This is a genomic window from uncultured Phascolarctobacterium sp. (assembly GCF_934190775.1).
In the GTDB taxonomy this organism is placed as follows: domain Bacteria; phylum Bacillota; class Negativicutes; order Acidaminococcales; family Acidaminococcaceae; genus Phascolarctobacterium_A.
Map to the genome: position 1 here is coordinate 55582 of NZ_CAKPTG010000011.1, position 19209 is coordinate 74790.

The 19209-nt window shown below is 48.1% G+C and carries 16 protein-coding genes and 1 other annotated feature; of the genes, 10 read left to right on the top strand and 6 right to left on the bottom strand.

All coding sequences use genetic code 11. The annotated features are described in order from the left end of the window. Complete coding sequence (locus Q0G26_RS07325; RefSeq protein ID WP_293829522.1) at nucleotides 1–846, bottom strand: arylamine N-acetyltransferase; 846 nt, start codon at nucleotides 844–846, stop codon at nucleotides 1–3. Nucleotides 847–1177: 331 nt separating this feature from the next. Between Q0G26_RS07325 and Q0G26_RS07330 the strand changes: the two genes are divergently transcribed. The 3 genes from Q0G26_RS07330 to Q0G26_RS07340 all read left to right on the top strand — a co-directional run bounded on the left by Q0G26_RS07330 (nucleotide 1178) and on the right by Q0G26_RS07340 (nucleotide 3170). Next, nucleotides 1178–2425 (top strand): SLC13 family permease, encoded by a 1248-nt coding sequence (locus tag Q0G26_RS07330; RefSeq protein WP_293829461.1) that lies wholly within the window; start codon nucleotides 1178–1180, stop codon nucleotides 2423–2425. 131 nt (nucleotides 2426–2556) lie between these two features. Then, entirely contained in the window at nucleotides 2557–2751 is a 195-nt protein-coding gene (locus Q0G26_RS07335) for a type II toxin-antitoxin system HicA family toxin (protein WP_293829463.1), read from the top strand. 20 nt (nucleotides 2752–2771) lie between these two features. Continuing rightward, the gene (locus Q0G26_RS07340) at nucleotides 2772–3170 is read left to right on the top strand and encodes a type II toxin-antitoxin system HicB family antitoxin (protein WP_293829466.1); all 399 of its coding nucleotides are present in this window, start codon (nucleotides 2772–2774) and stop codon (nucleotides 3168–3170) included. Nucleotides 3171–3237: 67 nt separating this feature from the next. On the opposite strand, the gene Q0G26_RS07345 is transcribed toward Q0G26_RS07340, so the two are convergent. The 5 genes from Q0G26_RS07345 to leuC all read right to left on the bottom strand — a co-directional run bounded on the left by Q0G26_RS07345 (nucleotide 3238) and on the right by leuC (nucleotide 7305). After that, complete coding sequence (locus Q0G26_RS07345) at nucleotides 3238–3549, bottom strand: AzlD domain-containing protein (RefSeq protein ID WP_293829467.1); 312 nt, start codon at nucleotides 3547–3549, stop codon at nucleotides 3238–3240. A gap of 3 nt (nucleotides 3550–3552) precedes the next feature. Then, nucleotides 3553–4317, bottom strand: coding sequence for an AzlC family ABC transporter permease (locus tag Q0G26_RS07350; RefSeq protein WP_293829469.1), 765 nt, complete (start codon nucleotides 4315–4317; stop codon nucleotides 3553–3555). 158 nt (nucleotides 4318–4475) lie between these two features. Then, nucleotides 4476–5549: a 3-isopropylmalate dehydrogenase gene (gene leuB / locus Q0G26_RS07355; protein ID WP_293829472.1), complete on the bottom strand. Its 1074-nt coding sequence runs from the start codon at nucleotides 5547–5549 to the stop codon at nucleotides 4476–4478. Then, the gene (locus Q0G26_RS07360; RefSeq protein ID WP_210683941.1) at nucleotides 5549–6043 is read right to left on the bottom strand and encodes a 3-isopropylmalate dehydratase small subunit; all 495 of its coding nucleotides are present in this window, start codon (nucleotides 6041–6043) and stop codon (nucleotides 5549–5551) included. Before Q0G26_RS07360 ends, leuB begins: the two co-directional genes overlap by 1 nt. After that, nucleotides 6040–7305 carry a 3-isopropylmalate dehydratase large subunit gene (gene leuC / locus Q0G26_RS07365; RefSeq protein ID WP_021720499.1) on the bottom strand — a complete coding sequence of 422 codons (1266 nt, stop codon included), beginning with the start codon at nucleotides 7303–7305 and terminating at the stop codon, nucleotides 6040–6042. The genes Q0G26_RS07360 and leuC overlap by 4 nt, the downstream gene beginning before the upstream one ends. Before the next feature lie 50 nt (nucleotides 7306–7355). Beyond that, nucleotides 7356–7570: a binding site (T-box leader), on the bottom strand. Between the two features lie 356 nt (nucleotides 7571–7926). Between leuC and gltB the strand changes: the two genes are divergently transcribed. The 7 genes from gltB (at nucleotide 7927) to Q0G26_RS07400 (ending at nucleotide 19193) form a co-directional block, all read left to right on the top strand. Further along, nucleotides 7927–12507, top strand: coding sequence for a glutamate synthase large subunit (gene gltB / locus Q0G26_RS07370; RefSeq protein WP_293829473.1), 4581 nt, complete (start codon nucleotides 7927–7929; stop codon nucleotides 12505–12507). Beyond that, nucleotides 12507–13976: a glutamate synthase subunit beta gene (locus Q0G26_RS07375; protein WP_293829475.1), complete on the top strand. Its 1470-nt coding sequence runs from the start codon at nucleotides 12507–12509 to the stop codon at nucleotides 13974–13976. The genes gltB and Q0G26_RS07375 overlap by 1 nt, the downstream gene beginning before the upstream one ends. Nucleotides 13977–14198: 222 nt before the next feature. Next, nucleotides 14199–15467: a GTPase ObgE gene (obgE, locus tag Q0G26_RS07380; protein ID WP_293690882.1), complete on the top strand. Its 1269-nt coding sequence runs from the start codon at nucleotides 14199–14201 to the stop codon at nucleotides 15465–15467. A gap of 165 nt (nucleotides 15468–15632) precedes the next feature. Next, a complete protein-coding gene (gene proB, locus Q0G26_RS07385; RefSeq protein WP_293829478.1) occupies nucleotides 15633–16772 on the top strand; it encodes a glutamate 5-kinase in 1140 nt (379 codons plus the stop codon). A 15-nt stretch (nucleotides 16773–16787) separates the two neighbouring features. Continuing rightward, on the top strand, nucleotides 16788–18044 hold the full coding sequence (locus tag Q0G26_RS07390) for a glutamate-5-semialdehyde dehydrogenase (protein ID WP_293829480.1): 1257 nt from the start codon (nucleotides 16788–16790) through the stop codon (nucleotides 18042–18044). Between the two features lie 316 nt (nucleotides 18045–18360). Beyond that, on the top strand, nucleotides 18361–18867 hold the full coding sequence (locus Q0G26_RS07395) for a hypothetical protein (protein ID WP_293829483.1): 507 nt from the start codon (nucleotides 18361–18363) through the stop codon (nucleotides 18865–18867). A gap of 35 nt (nucleotides 18868–18902) precedes the next feature. Beyond that, nucleotides 18903–19193 carry a hypothetical protein gene (locus Q0G26_RS07400; RefSeq protein ID WP_293829485.1) on the top strand — a complete coding sequence of 97 codons (291 nt, stop codon included), beginning with the start codon at nucleotides 18903–18905 and terminating at the stop codon, nucleotides 19191–19193. Nucleotides 19194–19209 lie beyond the last annotated feature (16 nt).

Genomic DNA, 19209 nt, shown 5'->3' on the forward strand with positions numbered 1-19209 from the left:
TTAGTATTCTATACCGTCATCCTTGAGGCGGTAGTCTACATTAATACCGAAATACTCCCAAAGAATTTCCTTGAGCTCGGCACCGGTGTTGATTTTATAGCGGTACTTTACGCGACCGCCCAAATAAAATTTTAAATAGTTACCGCGAATGGTAATATTGCAGTCCTCGCGGAAAATAGACAGCTTTTTACTTTTGATAAACGGTGAATCTGGATGAGCATCACACCAGAAGCTGGCGGTAATAAAATCCTTGTCTATCTGAGGCTCTTCAGTGAAGCCAAAGAGGCGCTTCCAGATTTTGCCGCGTTCCTTCTGCCAAAGCAGCCAACCCCAAAATTCACTGCGGGTGAATTTGTATTGGCTGATGCCATCACTTTGAATCAGACCTTCTAAAATTTCCAACGGTACACGCGGACTTTCGCTGTTCATACCGACGTCAGTCAGATAACGCTTATCGCCCAGCGTTACACACATTACGCGGTGACGGCGCAGCTGGTAGGTTTCCATTTTGTCAATAAAGCGGGCAGCGTAGCTGGTCACCTCAAAACCCAGGGATTCCAAAAGCCAGTTGTACAAACCATTCAGCTCAAAGCAGATGCCACCGCGGTTGTGCATAATAACCTTGTTGAACATATCCTGGCGTTTAAGCGAGGTGATTTTGCCGTTAAGACAGTCAAAATTTTCGTAGGGGATATATTTGAGGTGCGCGTCCTGTAATTTAGTCAGGGTTGCTAAATTAACAGCTGGCTCGAAGTCGTTGAGCTGCAGCTTGCGCAGGTATTGTTGTATTTGCAGCTTCTTCATCGGTCGTCCGTTGATATCTGCGTAATTTGGCAAAGCAATCATCTCCATCATCAGGTTCACGGCGTAAGCTTAGCCATGAAATCTGTTAAATCTTCTCTCAACTATTTATTGTAACATTTATTTTGCAGGAAATAAACTACTTTACTTTAAAGAGTAGGAGTAGTGTAGCATATATCTGCACTGCGGTGATAATAAAAAGACTATTCCTATGCGGAATAATTTTAATGCCAAACAAGAATAAATTAAATGAAACTACTGTTTTACAAAGTAATTCCTAAGTGTTATTATATAAATGGCGATTCTGTTATATTTAATATTCCCGTTGTTACACTCTCAAATACACTCTCAAATAAAAAATTTTTGGAGGTTTTCGATGGCTCTGTTATCCTTAGGTTTTTTACTGCTGGCGATTATGCTTGGTTTTATCCGTAAGATGAATACGGGGTTATTGTGCATAGCCTTTGCCTTGCTGTTGGGACGTATGGCGGGCATTAGTGATGCAGAAATTATCAAGGGCTTTAATGCTTCCTTGTTCTTGATGCTGCTTGGCGTAACCTATTTGTTCAGTCTGGCACAGATTAACGGCAGTCTTGATTTGCTGGCGCAGAAGGTAATTTCCTTGGCAGGCAAGCGTGTTTATCTTATACCTGTTATTATCTATGTGTTCTCGATTATTCTTGCCGCGCTTGGCCCCGGCTCTGTGCCGACTATGGCGATAATGATGGTTTTCTCCATGTCTTTGGCAGCGGAAATGAAAATCAGTCCCGTGCTGCTTTCCACCTTAACTGTTTTGGGTTCTTGTGCCGGCGGTTTGTCACCGCTTGCTGCTACCGGTATTATCGGTGCGAATCTGTGCGCAGAATTCGGCTTGACCGGTATTGAAAATGATTTTCTTATGAATGGGATTCTTTCCTTTACTATTTATGCCGTCATTGTATATATTTTATTGGGCGGATATAAGTTGCGTTCTGTTGCGGCAGAGCAGAAAAAGGATGTTCCTGCCTTTAATAAAAAGCAATTGACGACTATTGCCGGTATTATCGTGATGGTACTAATGGTTATGCTTCTGCGTATTAACGTTGGTCTGGTAAGCTTTGCTGTTGCTGCGGTATTGTCCTTTTTGCGTGTCTCTGATGAGACAAAAGCAATCAGGCATATTCCTTGGAATACGCTGCTGCTGATTACCGGTGTTGGTGTTTTGATGCAGCTGATTATTGATTTAGGCGGTATTGAGGTGCTTTCCAATGTACTTGTTTCGCTGATGAGTGCTAAAAGTGCTGCCGCTGTTATGGGGTTAACCTCTGGCGTAATGAGCTGGTTCAGCTCAAGCAGCGGTGTTGTTATGCCTACGCTGCTGCCGACTGTGCCGCATGTTGCCCAGCAACTTGGCGGCGTGAATGAGTTGGAGCTGGCGTCTTCTATTACAACAATTTCGCATGTCGCTGCCATCAGCCCGCTTTCTACAGGTGGTGCGTTGGCGCTAGCAGCTTATGCTTCGGCGGCAAATGCCAACCAGAAGCAGCAGCAGAGCCTGTTTATGAAAATGTTCGGTGTGTCGGCGCTGGGTGTTTCTGTTTTGTGTGTTTTCTCTTATTTCGGTATGTTCCACTGGCTGCTGTGAGATAGAAGCTTAATAAATTATTTCGGTCTTCGTGCATATGCGTATGTGCGCGAAGACTTTTTTTGTTGCAGCAAGCATTTCTTTACATACGTAATATTACGTAGTATAATTAATTAAAGGAGGTTGCGTTTATGCCACTAACCCCTAAAGAAATGATCAGATTGCTTTTACAAAATGGTTTTGTTTATCTGAAGAGCAATAATGGTTCTCACCAAAAATATTTTAATCCACAACGGAATATAACCGTTGCTGTACCTTTGCATACTAAAGAATTAAAGAAAGGCTTAGAACAGGCTATTTTAAAGCAGGCTGAATTAAAACGATAAGGAGAAGAAAGGAGCGCATTATGTCTAAAAAATATTTTTATCCGGTAATTTTTGAACCTGAGGAAGTAGGCGTATCTGTTTATGTTCCGGATATTCCCGGCTGCAATACCCAAGGAGATTCTTTGGAAGAAGCTTTGGAGATGGTGCAGGAAGTGATTGGCTTGATGCTGGAAGGTAAAAAACCGAAAGAATATCCTCAGGCATCAAAACCAAATGAAATTAAACTGGATGGCAGTCAGTTTGTGATGATGGTTGCTTTTGATAAGCTGGCGTATGACAAAAAATATAATGCGAAGGCTGTAAAAAAGACGCTTTCGATTCCTGCATGGCTTAATAATATGGCAATAGATAACGATATCAATTTTTCTAATCTTTTGCAGCGTGCCTTGATTAACGAATTGGGATTAAACGCACGTTAATTACAGTAATACCAAAAAGCCGCCGGCCCGGAGAAAAATCTTCTAAGCCGACGGCTTTTTGTGTGCCTTACGGCACCATGATAAATTCTACGATAAACACTACTGTGCAGCAGCAGCAAGCCACATGAAAAAGGCTCATGCCGCGCCAGGCGGTGGCAACGCCGACGCCGAGGGCAAGAGCACCTGCAGCAGGTGTTTGTGTTTCCTGCAGGATAGCAGGAAAGGTCATTACTGCGAGCGTCGTGTAGGGGACATAATATAAAAAGGAACGGATGAAGGGATTTTTGATTTCTTTACGGATGAGTGTGAGCGGAAGCACGCGGATAGCGTAGGTAACAAGTGCCATTACGGCAATATAAATATAAATATTGTGTTCCATCTGCTAATCCTCCTTTTGCTGGGACTGCACTGGCCTGAGATAAGCTGCAGCCGCTGCGATGACTACAGTGAGGATAATAGTACGCGTACCGCCGGTAAGCTGCGCCAACGGCTCCATGTATGTTGCTGCGAAGCTGGCAATGAAGCTTGTGATTACAACAGTGAGAATGATACGGCTTTCGCGTGCAGGGGGCATGATGATAGCGAGAAACATGCCAAACAGTGCTACACTCAGTGCGCTGACAATGCGCTCGGGCAGCGCTGCACCGGCAATAATGCCGCAGGCTGTGCCAATCGACCAGCCTGGAATTGCTACTGCCATACCGCCATAGTAATAGTATGGATTCAAAACCCCCGGACGGGAGATAGCGATACCGAAAAGCTCATCCGTTACAGCGAAGGCGATGACCAGACGATGGATAAAGCTTTGCGCGGCACTGAGTCTTTGACTAAGAGCGCAGCTCATCAGCATGTAGCGTGCATTGGCAATGAGCGTGACAAGTGCTATTTCAGTATAGCTGGCGTTTTGCCCTATGAGGGTAATGGCAGCAAATTCACCGGCTGAAGTGTTATTGAGCAGGCTTGTCAGGAAGCCTTGCAATACAGAAAGACCGGATGTGCGGCAAATAATTCCCAGGGAAAAGGCTACAGCAAAATACCCCAATCCTATGGGGATACCATCGTGCAAGCCTTGGCGGAAGGCTGCAACATTGCTTGAAACACTATTAGTGTATACGGAATTGATATTTTCAGTTGAAGTTTGCATCATAATACACCACAACAATCGTAAGAAAATCCAAAAAACAAAAAAATCAAAATATAATAATGCCTAAATGTTGGAAAATTTACCCGTAAGTCCCAAACGGAAGGCTTACGGGTAGAAATGCTTTGGTAAACGCTGAGGGGATGGCGTTATACCGGGAATGTCTATTTGAGCAGCTCCTGAGCAACCAGGTGGCCCATTTCAGAGGTGGAAACCTTCTTCAGACCTTCTGCATAAAGGTCCGGAGTACGGTAGCCCTGCTCCATAACTGCGTCAACAGCTGCTTCCATAGCGTCTGCTGCTTCGTTTTGGTTCAGAGAGTAGCGCAGCATCATAGCAACGCTGAGGATGGTTGCCAACGGGTTAGCAATACCCTGACCGGCAATGTCCGGTGCGCTACCATGGATAGGCTCGTACATGCCGGTGCCGTCGCCGAGGCTGGCGCTCGGAAGCAGGCCGATGCTGCCTGCAATAGTGCTTGCTTCATCACTGAGAATATCACCAAAGATATTGTTGGTCAAGATAACGTCGAACTGCTTAGGATTCAGCACTAACTGCATTGCGCAGTTATCAACATAGAAATTGTTCAGCTCGATTTCCGGATAATCCTTAGCCTGCATTTCGGCAACGATTTTACGCCACATACGGCTGGAGCCCAATACGTTGGCTTTATCTACGCTGGTTACTTTACCGCGGCGTTTTTTGGCAGCTTCAAAAGCAAAACGGGCAATGCGTTCTACCTCCGGACGGGTATAAAGCTCAACGTCGCTTGCTTCCTCAACGCCGTCAGCGTTGAGGTGCGCTTCGTTGTGCTCACCGAAGTAGATGCCGCCGGTAAGCTCGCGCACGATTAAAAGGTCAGCGCCTTCGGCACGTTCCGTTTTCAGCGGAGAAAGATGCGCAGTGAATTTGGAAACGGTCATCGGGCGCAGGTTGCAGTACAGGCTCAAAGCCTTGCGGATACCAAGCAGGCCTTTCTCCGGGCGGATGTCCGGGGCAACATTATCCCATTTCGGTCCGCCGACAGCACCGAGCAGTACAGCGTCAGCAGCCTTAGCGCTGGCGATGGTTGCTTCCGGCAGGGGAACGCCGGTTGCATCGATTGCGCAGCCGCCGATGAGCTGCTTGTCATATTCAATTTCAAAGCCGAATTTCTTGGCAGCAGCGTCGAGAACCTCTACAGCTGCATCAACTATTTCTACACCAATGCCGTCACCTGGCAGTAAGCAAATCTTCATTATTTGTTTTCTCCTTTAATATAATTAATCAGGCCGCCGCAGTCTGCAATGTGCTGGATAAATTCCGGCAGCGGTTTTGTTTTGATCGTAATATTTTTATTGAGGATTTTGATTTCACCCTTGTTGACATCAACGTCAATTTCGTCACCGGGTTCAATCTTTTCTACGTCGGCGCCGATTTCCAGCACCGGCAGGCCGATGTTAATCGCATTGCGGTAGAAGATACGGGCAAAGCTGTCTGCTACGATGCATTTGATGCCCTTAACCTTTAATACTACAGGGGCATGCTCACGAGAGGAGCCGCAGCCGAAGTTTTTGCCGGCAACGATGTAATCTCCGGGCTGTACGTTGGCGGCGAAGTTAATTTCCAGGTTTTCCTTCGCATCCTCCATAGCGTGCTCTGCTAATTCTTTGAAATCGGCAATGTTCAGATATCTTGCCGGGATAATAACGTCTGTATCGATGTGGTCGCCGTAACGCCAAACTTTGCTCATTTTACTACCTCCTCAGGGCTGGTGATATAACCGGTGATCGCACTGGCTGCAGCGGTATAGGGGCTTGCCAGATAAACTTCGCTGTCGACATGGCCCATGCGGCCGCGGAAGTTACGGTTGGTGGTGGAAACAGCGCGCTCGCCTGCAGCGAGGATGCCCATGTAACCGCCCAGGCAGGGGCCGCAGGTCGGAGTGGAAACGGCAGCGCCGGCATCAATAAAGGTATCGATGTAGCCGCGGTGCATAGCCTCCTGATAAATCTGTTGGGTTGCCGGGATGATAATCATACGCACATGGTCGCAAACCTTGTGGCCTTTGAGAATTTCGGCAGCCTGCTCAAGATCCTCCAGACGGCCGTTGGTGCAGGAACCGATGACAACCTGGTCGATTTTGATTGCATGACCTTCCTTAGCAGGATGGGTGTTTTCCGGCAGATGCGGATAAGCAACTACAGGGACAAGCTCGTCGAGCTTAATATCGAGTACGCGGGCATATTCAGCGTCTTCGTCGGCAGTAACTGCTTCCCATTCACGGGTTACGCCGCGTTCTTTTAAGAATTCGATGGTTTTTTCATCAACGGGGAAAATGCCATTTTTGCCGCCGGCCTCAATAGCCATGTTGCAGATAGTCAGACGGTCGGCCATAGAAAGCTCGCTGACGCCTTCACCGGTGAATTCCAAAGATTGGTAACGGGCACCGTCAACGCCGATCATACCGATGATGGTCAGGATGATGTCCTTGCCTTTAACGTATTTCGGCAGCTTGCCGGTAAGGTTAACCTTGATAGCCTGCGGAACCTTGAACCAGGAAGTACCGCTGGCCATAGCGCAGCCGATATCGGTCTGGCCCATGCCGGTGCTCAGCGCATTGAGTGCGCCGTAGGTACAAGTGTGGGAATCGGCACCGATGATGATTTCGCCGGGAGCAACAAGGCCTTTATCCGGCAGCAGTGCATGCTCGATACCCATCTGGCCTACTTCAAAGTAGTTTTTGATTTCGTGCTTGCGGGCGAAGTCACGCATACGCTTGCACATGGTTGCGGATTTGATATCCTTGCAGGGAGAGAAATGATCCGGGACCAGAGCAATTTTGTTTTTATCAAATACCGGTTTACCGATTTTTTCAAATTCGTTGATAGCCGGAGGTCCGGTGATATCATTAGCTAATACTAAATCTACCTGAGAAACAAGCAGGTCGCCGGCGCTTACGCTGTCGCGGTGAGCGTGCTTGGCTAAGATTTTTTGCGTCATTGTCATTCCCATAAAATTAACCTTCTTCCTTATAATAAAAATAACCCCTATCTGCGCTTGCAGATAGGGGCGAAGTTTTTTCGCGGTACCACCCTAAGTTGTACTTAATTTTCCCGATTAGCGAATCGGCAGCGTAACATGCTGGAAACGTCTGCTCCTACTTGGTTCAGAGAAGCTGCTCGCGGGTGAGCTTCTTTGCCTGCTTGCTGGCGGCTTGCACCATACGCCGTCTCTCTGGATGCTGAGGCAGGTAAATTTTCCCGTTCATTGCATTTTTGTTTTTGAAATTAAAAATATACACATCGCTGTGTTCTTCACATTATCGCAACAATTTCACGGTTTGTCAAGTGTGAAAATAAAAAAATGCCTAGAAAAACATTGAGTGTACAATACAGAAGGAAAAAAGTATTACTGAAGTGCAAAGGAGTGTAGGAGTATAAAAAATCCTTCTTTCAGAAAATTGCCTTTTGCAGAACTTTTGTTATGTAAGCAAATATACATGTATACAATTTGCAATCGTAATAACGTAGTATTATAATTAAAATTACAGTCGTTGTAGTGGTCTTCAATAGAAACACTAATAGAACTGCTAATATATTTTACTAATGAAATGCTTTGAGAGGGGAATTTATTATGAATACTTCGCTGCCCAAGAAACAGGGATTATATGATCCTTGGTTTGAACACGATGCCTGCGGTGTTGGTGTAGTTGCCAATATTAAGGGCAAGAAGTCTAATAAAATTTTACGACAGGCTTTGGTGGTTCTGCATAACATGGACCATCGCGGCGGTCAGGGAGCAGATATGAACTCCGGTGACGGTGCCGGTGTGCTGCTGCAGATTCCGCACAACTTTTTTGTCAAGGAATGCGCCAAGCAGGATGTGGAGTTGCCGGAAGCAGGGAAATATGCCGTTGGTTTTATTTTCCTGCCGCCGGATGTTGTAGAAAGAGAAAATGTTCAGCGCCACTTTGAACGTATCGTTGAAGCGAACGGTCAGAGCATTATTGCCTGGCGTACTGTGCCAGTACATCCGGAGGTTTTGGGTGAAAAATCACGCCAAAGCATGCCTTTTATGGCACAGGTTTTTATCCGTCCGTCGGCTGACGTGCTTGACCGCCTTGATATAGATGATAATGCGTTTGAGCGCAAGCTGTACTGCATCCGCCGTGAGGCCGAGAATTATATCCGTTACGGCAAGCTGCGCGGCGGCAAGTACTTTTATGTTTCAAGTTTGTCCTCGCGTACTATTGTCTATAAAGGCATGCTGACAACACAGCAGCTGCAAACCTTTTATGCGGATATGGAGGACAGCTCTATCGAGACAGCAATGGCTCTGGTCCATTCGCGTTTCAGCACGAATACCTTCCCCAGCTGGGAGCGTGCTCATCCCTATCGTTACCTGATGCATAACGGTGAAATTAATACCTTGCGTGGCAACATCAACTGGATGCGTGCACGTCAGACAATGTGCGGCAACAGTCTTTGGGGTAATGACATTCATAAGGTTATGCCGATTGTTGACGAAACCGGTTCCGATTCCGGCATGTTCGACAATGTGTTGGAATTTTTGCTGATGAGCGGACGCAGTCTGCCGCACGCTGTCATGATGATGATTCCTGAGCCGTGGGGAAAAAATCCGCATTTGGATGATGATTTGAAGGCATTCTTCGAATATCATAATTCGCTGATTGAGGCGTGGGATGGACCTGCTGCTATGGCCTTTACTGATGGTCGTACTATTTGTGCTGCATTGGACCGCAATGGCCTCAGACCGTCACGTTATTATATTACAAATGACGATACTATCGTTCTCGCATCTGAGGTTGGTGTCGTAGATATTGATCCGGCAACTGTTGTCAAAAAAGATCGCCTGCGTCCCGGACGTATGCTGGTGATTGATACGGAGCAGGGCCGCATTATCGGCAATGATGAGATTAAGCACCAAATTGCCTGCGAGCATCCGTATCGTAAATGGTTGGAAGAAAATTCCATCAAACTGAAAAATATTCCGCTTAAGAGTGAACTGCCGGTGACGGATTCGCAGACGCTGATGCAGCGCCAACGTGCGTTTGGCTATACGCTGGAGGATTTGACCAAGTTTCTGCGTCCGATGGCGCAGAAGGGGATTGACCCGTTGGGAGCAATGGGCAATGATGCGCCGTTGGCTGTGCTCAGCGAAAAGCCGCAGCTTTTATATAATTACTTTAAACAGCTTTTTGCGCAGGTAACAAATCCGCCGATTGATGCTATTCGTGAGGAGGTTTTCACGGATACAACCAGCGGAATCGGTCCAGAACTGAATCTGATTGATCCGCAGCCGGAAAGCTGCCACCAGATTTCTGCCGAATCTCCGGTATTAAGCAACATTGAGCTTGCTAAGCTGAAGAATATTCCTAATTTCGAGGCAGCAACAATTCCTATGCTTTATAAGGTTGCGGATGGCGGCGCCGGCTTAAAGAAGGCGTTGGATGCAATCTTTGCCGCTGCTGATAAATATATTGCGGAAGGCAAGTGCATTTTGATATTATCTGACCGCGGCATTACTAAAGAAATGGCAGCGGTTCCTGCCTTGCTGGCAGGTGCAGGTCTGCATCATCATCTGATTAAAAACGGTACGCGTTTGCGCGCTTCTATTATCATAGAATCTGCTGAGCCGCGTGAGGTACATCATATGGCGTTGCTTTTAGGCTATGGCGTCAGCGGTATCAATCCGTATCTTGCTTTTGAAAGCCTGGAGCATATGTGTGCTGACGGAATGCTGGATATCAGCTTTGAAAAGGCTGCTGAAAATTATATCAGCGCCTGCACCCATGGTATTGCCAAAATCCTGTCGAAGATGGGTATTTCTACTGTACAGTCCTATCGTGGTGCACAGATTTTTGAAGCTATCGGTATCAGCAGCGCAGTTATCGAAGAATATTTCACAGGAACTCCGTCGCGTCTTGAAGGCATCGGACTGGACGAGATTGCCAGAGAGGTTGCTATGCGTCATGAGCCTGCGTTTGCTGAGCAAAACATTGATCTTTTCAGCTATGAATCAGGCTCGCATTATCAATGGCGTAACGGCGGTGAGCAGCATATGCTTAATCCGGAAACGATTGTCAAGCTGCAGCAGGCCTGCAAGACTGGTGACTACAAGCTCTTCAAGGAGTTCAGCAAGCAGCTGCGCGGCAGTGCCTTTGCCAATCAGAATCTGCGCAGTATGCTGACCTTTACACCGCAGCGTCTGCCGGTGAATATCGATGAGGTAGAATCTGTAGAAAGCATCTGCCATCGTTTTAAGACTGGTGCAATGAGCTACGGCTCTTTGAGCCAGGAGGCACATGAATGCCTGGCGATTGCCATGAACTGTATCGGCGGCAAGAGCAATACCGGCGAAGGCGGCGAGAATCCTAACCGTTTTGCACTGCTGCCTAATGGTGACAGCAAGCGCAGTGCAATTAAGCAGGTTGCCAGCGGCCGTTTTGGCGTGACCAGCAATTATCTTGTCAATGCGGATGAAATCCAGATTAAAATTGCTCAGGGTGCTAAGCCGGGTGAAGGCGGTCAGCTTCCGGGCGGCAAGGTTTATCCCTGGATTGCCGAATGCCGCGGTACAACGGCAGGCATTGGCCTGATTTCACCTCCGCCTCATCATGATATCTATTCCATTGAAGATTTGGCTGAGCTGATTCACGACCTGAAGAATGCTAATCCTCGTGCCCGCATCAGCGTCAAGCTGGTAAGCGAGGTGGGTGTCGGTACGATTGCTGCCGGCGTAGTTAAGGCCTGTGCCGATGTTGTGCTTATCAGCGGTTATGACGGCGGTACCGGTGCTTCTCCGCGTACTTCCATCAACCATGCCGGATTGCCGTGGGAGCTGGGACTTATGGAAACGCATCAGACGCTGCTGCTGAATAATCTGCGTGACCGTGTAACACTGGAAACAGACGGCAAGCTGATGACAGGACGCGATGTTATTATCGCCGCTCTGCTGGGTGCGGAAGAATTTGGCTTTGCAACAGCACCGTTGGTAGCTATCGGCTGCATCATGATGCGTGTATGCAATCTTAATACCTGCCCGATGGGCGTAGCAACGCAGGATCCGGAGCTGCGCAAAAATTTCCACGGCAAGCCGGAATATGTTGTCAACTTCATGCACTTCATTGCGCAGGAGGTTCGTGAATATATGGCGATGCTCGGCTTCCGCACTATCGACGAGATGGTCGGCCGTACCGAGGTATTGCTGCCCAAGCCGGCAGAGGAGCGCAACTGGAAGAATAAGAATCTGGATTTGGCACCGCTGCTCTATAAACCGGAGGTTGAGCCCGGTGCCAGCCAGGTTTGCACCAAAAAGCAAAACCACCAGTTGGAAAAATCGCTCGATATGCGTGAGCTGTTGGATATCTGCCGCAGTAATCTGGAAACTAAAAAGCCTGTTTCGATTACGCTGCCGATTAAGAATACGGACCGCGTTGTCGGCACGATTTTGGGTAGTGAAATTACCCGCCGCTACGGCGCCGAGGGACTGCCTGCCGACACCATCAACCTGCACTTCAAGGGCAGTGCCGGCCAAAGCTTTGGCGCCTTTCTGCCTAAGGGCGTTACGCTGGAGCTGGAGGGCGATGCCAATGACCATGTTGGCAAGGGACTTTCCGGCGGCAAGCTGATTATCTATCCGGATAGCGATGCACGCTTTAATCCGCACGAAAATGTTATTATCGGCAACGTTGCCTTTTATGGTGCAACGAGCGGTGAAGCGTATATCAGCGGTACTGCCGGTGAACGCTTCTGCATCCGTAACAGCGGCGTGAACGCTGTTGTTGAGGGTGTTGGTGACCATGGCTGTGAATATATGACCGGTGGTACGGTAGTTATTTTGGGACGTACAGGACGCAATTTTGCTGCCGGTATGAGCGGTGGTACGGCCTATGTTCTGGATATGCAGGGAGATTTTGCTACCTACTGCAATAAAGAAATCGTGCTGTTGGAAAAGCTGGAAGAAATCGGCGACAGCCTGACGGTAAAGAAGATGCTACTGCAGCATGCAGAGTATACCGGCAGTAAGCTGGCTTTAGAGATTTTGGATAACTGGGATGAATATCAGGATAAATTTGTCAAGGTTATTCCTAAAGAATATAAGCTTGTTACGCAGAAGCTTAATGAGTATCTGCAGCAGGGAATGAGCGCAGACGCTGCCACCCTGAAAGTATTTGAGGAGGTGAAGGCATAATGGGTAAGCCGACCGGATTTATGGATTACAAGCGTGCGGAGCTTGCTTTGCGTGCCTCCGGAGAAAGAATTAAGGATTGGCAGGAAATTAAGACGAGCAGCCTGCCGCATAAGGAAGCACTGCGCTGCCAGGCAGCGCGCTGTATGGATTGCGGCGTTCCCTTTTGCCATAGCGGTGTGATGATTAACCGCATGGTTTCAGGCTGTCCGCTGCACAATCTGATGCCGGAATTTCATGATCTTGTTTATCACGGGATGGATGATTATGCCTATGCCCGTCTGAATAAAACCAATAATTTCCCGGAATTTACATCTCACGTCTGCCCTGCTCCCTGCGAGGGTGCCTGCAATGCAGGATTGGTGAATAATCCTGTTACTATTCGCAACATTGAGCAATATGTCATTGAAAACGCCTTTGAGCATGGATTGGTAAAACCCAATAAGCCTGCTAAACGCAGCGGCAAAAAGGTTGCTGTTATCGGCAGCGGACCTGCAGGCCTTGCCTGTGCTGATGAGCTGAACAAGGCCGGTCACAGCGTTACTGTTTACGAGCGTGCCGACCGTGCCGGCGGCCTTTTGATGTATGGTGTTCCCAATATGAAGCTGGATAAAAAGCTGGTAGAGCGGCGCGTCAAGCTGCTGGAGGATGCCGGCGTAAGCTTTGTCTTAAACAGCGAGATCGGTGTAAAGCTGGCTTCCAGCACATTGCTGGAGGAATATGATGCCGTAGTGCTGTGTACTGGTGCGACAGTGCCGCGTGATTTGCCTGTTGCCGGACGTGAGCTGGAAGGTATTTACTTCGCTAAGGATTATCTGGAAAGCGTAACCAAGAGCCTGCTGAACAGCAATCTGGAGGACGGACTTGCTATTGATGCCAAGGATAAGGATGTTGTTATCATCGGCGGCGGTGATACAGGCAACGATTGCATGGCAACCGTTATCCGTCAGGGCTGCCGCAGCGTGCGTCAGCTGGAAATCAATCCCTGTCTGCCGCACAGTCGCACAGCAGATAATCCCTGGCCGCAGTTCCCGCGTATCTTTAAAACGGATTACGGTCAGGAAGAGGCTATCCATAAATTTAAGCAGGACCCGCGTGAATTCTGCATTACCACCAAGGAGTTCCTGGGTGAGGATGGTAAGGTAATCGGTCTGCGCTTGTGCCAGAATGAATGGAAGCAGGTGAATGGGCGCAGTGTGCCGGTGGATGTTCCTGGTACAGAACATGTTGTGCCTGCACAGCTGGTGCTGCTGGCTATGGGCTTTGTGGGCAGTGAGGAGCGCTTGTTTGATGAATTCAAGCTGGATAAGGCTCCCAACGGCAGCATAGCGGCTGATGACAGCAGCTATGCTACCAGCGTACCCGGTGTTTTCGCTGCCGGTGACGCACGTCGCGGGCAGAGCCTGGTAGTATGGGCAATTGCTGAAGGGCGTGGCGCCGCACATGCGGTTGATAAATTTTTGCGTGAGTAAGCGATAAGATTCTCCTTTCCTTTTATAGACGTGCTTGTGGCTTTATAGGCTGCAGGCACGTTTTTTTTAGCAGCGGCTATAGCTATTCCGTGAAATCTTCGCAAACTCAAAGCTTTTCTGCGGATTTGATTGTTACCACGTTGCACTTTCCCTGCAAGATAAGCTATAATATAGATAAATATACCTAGCAATAGCTAAATTTACGATATAGGAGAAAACAAAATGTTTATTGACAGAGCGAGAATTTATGTAGAAGCAGGCGATGGCGGCGACGGCATGAGCAGCTTCCGCAGAGAAAAATTTGTAGAAAAGGGTGGCCCGAACGGCGGTAACGGCGGTCGCGGCGGTGATGTTGTCCTGATTGCGGACAAAAATCTCAATACACTGATTGATTTCCGTTACAAGAGGAAATATGTTGCTAAGCGCGGCGGTCAGGGCGGTACTAAAAACTGCACCGGTGTGCGCGCTGATACCGTTTTCGTGAAGGTGCCGATGGGCACCTTGGTACGCGACGATGCTACCGGCGCTGTGATGGCTGACCTGGTTGAGGACGGACAGACCTATGTGGCTGCTAAGGGCGGCCGTGGCGGCAAGGGCAATGCCTGCTATGTTACCAGCACTAACCGTGCACCGACCTTTGCCGAAAAGGGTGAGCCCGGCGAAAACCGTTGGCTGAAGCTGGAGCTGAAGCTGTTAGCTGACGTTGGCTTGGTAGGCTACCCCAGCGTAGGCAAATCCAGCATTATCGCACAGGTGAGCGCTGCCCGCCCTGAAATTGCTGCCTACCATTTTACAACGCTGTCCCCGGTTTTGGGCGTAGTACGTCTGGACGAGGAGCGCAGCTTTGTACTGGCGGATATCCCCGGCCTGATTGAAGGTGCGCATGAGGGTGTTGGCCTTGGCCATGACTTCCTGCGTCATGTAGAGCGTACTAAGGTGCTGCTGCATATTGTTGACGTAGCAGGCGTTGACGGCCGTGATCCGATTGAGGATTTTGACAAAATCAATACAGAATTGGCAGAATACAGCGAGCGTCTGGCACGCCGTAAGCAACTCGTTGTTGCCAATAAAATGGACCTGCCGGAAGCGCAGGAAAACTTTGAGCGCTTGAAGGAATACGTTGAAGCTAAGGGTTACGAAATCTGCAAGGCAAGTGCCGCTACCGGTGAAGGTCTGCGTGAGTTGATGTTTAAGGCTTACGACCTGCTGCTGCAGTATGTTCCGGAAGAGGATGAGGAAGACCTGGCACGCTTTGACGAGATTGATCCGGACAGCTATGAAATTGTTGTCGGCAATGATACTGACTGGGAGGTTCGCGGCAAGAACATTGAGCGTCTTGTTGCTATGACCAACTTTGATAATGACGAGGCACTTTACCGCTTCCAGCTGATCTGGAAACGTCTTGGTATTGACGAGGCGCTAAAGGAGAAAGGCGTACAGGAAGGACAGAGTGTGCGTATTAGGGATATGGTGTTTGATTATAAAGATTAAGGACGCATATAACGTATCGTTTGCGTCATGAAATTTCCTCGACGTACGAGGAGTACGCCATCGTAAATTTCATTTAGCATCCGACACATTCTCTGCGCCCTTTGCGAAAGAGATATATTGCAGATAACGCACAAAATAAAAAACTAGAACTGCAGGTGAGGGGAAATGTTAAACAATGAAGCAAGCCGTGAGGCTTTAAAAAAGGCTAAGCGTATTGTCATTAAGGTTGGTACTAGTACAATTACCTATGCCAACGGCAAGCGCAATTTTAGTCAGATTGATCGTCTGGCACGCGAAATCAGCGATTTGCAGAATCAGGGTAAGGAGATGATTCTGGTAACCAGCGGTGCTGTGGCTGTTGGCGTGGACCGCATGGGCTTGCCGGGCAAGCCCAAAACTATTCCCGGCAAGCAGGCTGCTGCTGCCGTAGGTCAGGGCGTTCTGATGCATACTTATGAAAAATTCTTTGCCGATTATGGTCAGATTGTGGCGCAGGTGCTGATTACCAAAACAGAGGCCATTGACCGCCATCGTTACACCAATACGCGTAATACCTTTATGGAACTGATGCGTCAGCGTGTTATCCCTATCGTCAATGAAAATGACGTTGTGGCGCTTGACGAGCTGAAAATCGGCGATAACGATAATATGTCTGCTCTTGTTGCAGGCATTGTGGATGCTGACCTTGTTATCATTCTTTCTGATGTTGATGGCCTGTATACAGCTAATCCGCAAACGCATCCGGACGCTGTGATTGTGTCTGAGGTTGTGGAATTTACTCCGGAGATTGAGGCAAGTGCCGGCGGTGTCGGCTCTGCCCGTGGTACTGGCGGTATGGCTACCAAGATTCAGGCTGCCAAGGCTGCGACGAGCAGCGGTATTCATCTGGTGATTGCCAGCGGTACCGAAAAGAATGCCATTGCCCGTGTGTTGCAGGGCGAAGAGCTGGGAACCTTGTTCGTGAGCCGTGAAAACCGTCTGCAGTTCCGCAAGCGCTGGCTGGCCTTTGGTGCCAAGATTGCCGGCAGCATTGTTGTGGATGACGGCTGCGCCAAGGCTATTCGCAAGGCTGGTGGTTGCAGTATTCTGCCGGCAGGCGTGTTTGCCGTGCAGGGTGAATTTTTGCCGGGCAGTACGGTGAGCGTTATCGACAAGGATGCGCACGAGCTGGCTCGTGGCTTAGTTCATTATTCTTCTGCCGAGCTGGAGCAGATTAAGGGCTGCAATTCTGGCGAGATTGCAAATATTCTGGGACATAAAAATTTTGATGAGGTTATCCATCGCGATGACCTGGTTATTTTATAAGGCAGGGTGAGGATTATGGCAACGTATGAATTGGTTCAGGCTAAGGCGCAGGCTGCAAAGCAGGCTACAGCCAAGCTTGCTGTTACTTCTACAGCAGTTAAGAATGCGGCGCTTTTGGCGATGGCTGCTGCGCTGGAGGCGCAGCAGGCTGAAATTTTGGCTGCAAATGAGCGTGATATGACTGCTGCTGCAGCCAAGGGCATGAAAAGCTCGATGCTGGACCGTCTGAAGCTGACTGCCGCGCGCATCAGTGGTATGGCTGACGGCCTGCGTCAGGTAGCAGGTCTGGCTGATCCTGTGGGGAATGTAATTGACGGCAAAACTCTGCCTAACGGTCTGCATATTACCAAAATTCGCGTTCCCCTGGGTGTTATCGGTATTATCTACGAAGCACGTCCCAATGTTACGGCAGATGCCGCAGGTCTGTGCCTGAAATCAGGTAACGCTGTTATCCTCAAGGGCGGTAGCGAGGCAATGGAGTCAAACAAAACTGTGGCTGAAATTTTGGCGCAGGCTGCGGAGGGTGCAGGTATTCCCGCTGGCTCTATTCAATTTATTGATACCAGTGACAGACAGGCTGTGCAGGATTTAATCCATATGAACGGCCTTGTGGACGTGGTCATTCCGCGCGGCGGTGCTGGCCTGATTCAGGCGGTAGTGCGTAATGCCAGCGTGCCGGTTATCGAAACAGGTGCGGGCGTATGCCATACATATGTGGATAAGGATGCTGATGTGGAGATGGCGATGAAAATTGCCTTCAACGCCAAGGTACAGCGTCCTTCCGTATGCAATGCGATGGAAACACTGCTGGTGCATAAGGATATCGCGGATAAATTCTTGCCGATGATGCTGATGATGTATAATTCCTCTGCTGTAGAAATACGCGGTGATGAGGCTGTGCAGGAGTACAGTGGTCAGGTGCATCCGGCAACGGAAGAAGACTGGTCTACGGAATACGGCGATTTGCGTCTTTCTGTAAAGATTGTGGACAGCATTGAGGAAGCTATGGCACATATTGCCAAATACGGCACCGGCCACAGCGAATGTATTGTTACGAATAATTATCAGGCGGCACAGCTTTTCCAATATACCGTGGATGCTGCTGCTGTTTACGTCAATGCTTCTACCCGTTTTACCGACGGCAACGAATTCGGCTTCGGTGCGGAAATCGGCATCAGCACACAAAAGCTGCATGCCCGCGGACCTATGGCGCTGCCGGAGCTTACGAGTACAAAGTATCTGATTAACGGTAACGGTCAGGTGCGCAAATAAGCTCATATGTAACGGTGTTGATGAATGGTTAGCAATGAAAAACCTCAGGGATGACAGATGTTACTTAAGGCTGACGTAATATCAGATGCTATATTTTAATAAAGCATAATACTTACTGAAACCCGCTTCAATGGCGTAAGCCGGCGAAGCGGTGTTTTGCTTTTGCAGGAAAGCTGTCTGATGCAGGTAAAATTCACATTTTTGCACTGATTTTTATTGCCTGAGGTATATGCTTTAAGTGTAAAATTTGATATAATTAATTGGATAAGATTGCTTTGTTGCTATTGCACAATTTAGGAAGCTGGAGGGAACTCTTTTGGAAGAATTGTATCGTGAAGAATCTGGAACAAGTACGCAAAGAAAAATCTTTGCAGTGATTGCCTTGCTTATGATAGCGAGCTTTTATTGGCATGAATGGACCTGGCTGCAGGAACATAGACGCTTTGATATGTTAGGTTGGGGTATGGATACCGTGCTTTTGGCTTTGTGGATTTGGCGCGTAGCCTTTGGTTATACTCTGATACTCTATAAGGATATGAAGCTTGAGGTAATCAGCCACGGCTTAGGCTTTATTAAACGCAGTTATGTTGTTGACCTGACTCGTACAGAAAGCTTTACCGATAAATATGTAAAGAGCTTTTTCCGCAAAACAGCGATTAAACATTATATCCATCGCTATAATTCACTTGATGAGAATCCGCAGCGCTTGCTGGTATTTACCGAAGGCAAGAAAAATAAGCTGGCGGGTTTGCTGTTTAAATCCAGTGATGAGTTTGTCCGTGTATTACGTAAGGAAATGCCAGATAAATTTATTCAGCTTTAATTGATGATTGTTTTGGAATAGGAGGCATCGACAAGATGGAAACAATAGCTAACGTAGAACCGGTGGCAGTATGCGCCCGCGTTATGCAAATATTTTTTGGTTCTTTTATTTACATTTATCTGATTGCCAAACTGGTTGGCCCCGATAATAAATTGGCTTGGTTCAGAAAACGTAAAAAATATACCTTCTTCAATCGCCGTGGTATTTTCGGTGAGGATATCAACTTCGGTTATCCTGTATGCTGGCAAGGCATCCTTGTTTTCCTGGCAATTTACGGCGTAGTTTTCGGCTTCGGCTATTGGTATATTTTCGTACATGCTTATTAAGCTAAATATTTGGTAG